The organism is Paraburkholderia mimosarum LMG 23256 = NBRC 106338, from assembly GCF_000739815.1.
Lineage (GTDB): Bacteria > Pseudomonadota > Gammaproteobacteria > Burkholderiales > Burkholderiaceae > Paraburkholderia > Paraburkholderia mimosarum.
On sequence record NZ_BBJJ01000232.1, the window covers coordinates 1 to 2,551 of the forward strand.

At 61.3% G+C, this 2,551-nt stretch carries 2 protein-coding genes; both read right to left on the reverse strand.

From position 1 onward, the window contains the following. Positions 1–34: 34 nt before the first annotated feature. The gene (locus BMI01S_RS36915; protein WP_028232850.1) at positions 35–2,086 is read right to left on the reverse strand and encodes a recombinase family protein; all 2,052 of its coding nucleotides are present in this window, start codon (positions 2,084–2,086) and stop codon (positions 35–37) included. Beyond that, the gene (locus BMI01S_RS43700; protein ID WP_154671483.1) at positions 2,067–2,240 is read right to left on the reverse strand and encodes a hypothetical protein; all 174 of its coding nucleotides are present in this window, start codon (positions 2,238–2,240) and stop codon (positions 2,067–2,069) included. Before BMI01S_RS43700 ends, BMI01S_RS36915 begins: the two co-directional genes overlap by 20 nt. Positions 2,241–2,551: the final 311 nt, after the last annotated feature.

The window sequence follows — 2,551 nt, forward strand, 5'->3', positions numbered from 1 at the left end:
TTCGGCGGCCTTCCATAATGCACTCCTTCGTATGTCATTGAATATCAAGGGTCAACTGGCCCGCGACGTGAGTTGACGGGCCTTGCTCGGCCCGGACAGCGAGAAATTCATCGAGATCGGCCTGGCGGATAGTCCACGGTGCATTGCGGCAGGCTTGCCTGGCCAACAGGTTCTTCTGGTGGATCAGGCGCAGAACGGTGGTCGGCGTGACATGCAACGCCATGGCGACCTCATCAACGGTCAACTCGCCACGTTCCTGACGCTCGCCATCGCGGTACGGCGCGATGCCGCGGCCGTTGCGGATCGCACAGACTCGCGTAGCGGTCCACGTGTGCCCATGCGCTGTGCGATAGCCCAGGCGATTAATGGTCGCGGCGATGCGCTCGTCGGCCTGCAGGCGCGCCAACGAAGCAATCAGCTCGATCGTCTCGGCGCTCGTGACGTAGCGATGTATTCCGGTGGGCGTCTTCTTCAGCTTCAGCTCGGTATGATCGCCGCCTTGCCAATGCACGATGAAGCGCACCGAGTCACCATCAGAGGTCACGACGATCTCTTTGATCACGGTGCGCACGATACGCTTCCTGATATCGGGCGTGGTGTCGGGGTGCCCCCACAGGCGCGGTATATCCTCGGCCAACGCCATAAGGGCTTGCCTCGTCTCATCGCTGAGTGCATCGGGGCGCTGTCGCATCAACTCGGCGACCTCTTCCTCCAGCCGCGAATGCACGGCCAATGCATCGTTCCAACGCTTCTCCAACGACCCGGCAACAAGACGGTTGGCGGGATCGACGGCATCGTATTGGCGTTGTGCACGGTTGACTTCGTAGCGAGCACGCTGCAGCGCCAGGCGCTTCTGGGCGAGCCGCTCGTCCTCGACGCTTTGCAACTGATCAATGGCCTGCACCGCCGCTTGCAGTCCCAGCGGTTCCAGGGAGCGCAGCACTTGCTCGGCCACCAGTTGATCCGCGACGATGCCGCCGAACATGACACAGCAGGCGTGGTCACGGCTGAGGATATGTGTGGTGCATTGATAGCGGATGCTGGTCGGGCTTGGATAGTTGACACTAAGCTTGGCACCACAATGACCACAGCGCAGTAGTCCTGATAATAACGCGCTACCACTCCTGATCGAACCGCGCACTGCACTGCCATTTCCATTGGTGTTGTGGGCCATCAGCTCCCGGTTGGCGCAGTACACGTCCCAGTCGATGTAGCCCTCGTGATGATCGCGAATCAGCACCGTCCAATCCTCGGGCCGGCGATGGTGGGTACGTACGGCACGTTTGCGCCCATCCTCAATGCGCACGTTGGTCTTGGTGCGGCCATGCGTGTAAGCACCCGCGTAGATCGGATTGTGCAGCAGGCTCAGCACGCTGTGGTAGCGCGGGGCCTTCCACTCGACACGCCCTGCGCTGCCGGCGCTCGTCACAGCCGGCATCTCGATACCTTGCTCGCCCAGCCAGAAATACACGCGCCTGGCGCTGCCAAGTTCGGCGAATTTGCGAAACACCAGATCGATGGCCGCGCGCACGCGCTCGTCGGGATCCTTCTCGAGGCGATCGTCGACGGTGCGCACATAGCCGATGGGCACATGCATGTAAAGCTCTCCGCGTTTAGCCTTCTGCTTCATCGCTTCGTGCGCTCTCTGCCGGAAGCTGGCCAGTTCCATCTCGCTGATCGTGCCTTTCATGCCGAGCAGAAGCCGGTCATTCATCTGCACGGGATCATAGACTCCTTCTGCATCGATGAGCAACGCCCCCACAACGCTGCAGAACTCCAGCAGCGTATGCCAGTCTCGCCCGTTGCGTGCCAGGCGCGAAGCTTCGATGCTCAGAACCGCGCCGACCTCACCATCGCAAAGCAAGCCCAGCAACCGTTCGAAGCCAGGGCGCAGCGTGCCTGATCCGGAGCGGCCGAGATCGTCGTCGATGACCTCCACGCGCTCCCACCCCAATTGCCGGGCGCGCTCAACCAGAGCATATTGCCGCCGCTGGCTCTCGAGGTTGTTCTGCACCTGCTCCTGTGTCGATTGGCGAACATACACACAGGCCAGCCGCGACAGATGTTCAGTGGTGATCTTGTTCATCGTTTTCCCCCTGGTTGATCGCCACGGCGATGGTTCGCATCCACTGCACCATCTGCTGCTGCAGTTGGAGCTGAACGTCCTCCGGTAGTTTCGGCAAGGGGATTGCGCCGGCGTCTTCGAACAGCGCTATCTGAACCATTGGGCGTGGCTGCATCGCGTTCTCCTGTAGGGCTTGGGCCATCCCGTGAGGATAAGAACATCGATGCACAACGGCGCAGTTCCAGTAGCACCGCAACGGGCAAGCGCGATTGCTCGACGACTCGCACATCGGCCGCCGCAAGCTCGGTCATCCACTCGGGGACGGACACCGTCGAGCCATCAGAGCGCCGGATGACGTAGCAGGGCTCATCGTTGACGTAATGCAGCCGGACCACCGCGAGACGCTCACCCACAAGGGGGTGGAAGCGGTAGCGCACTACGATGTCATGCGAGAGATGTTGACGGGCAGAATGTCGTACCCTTGTT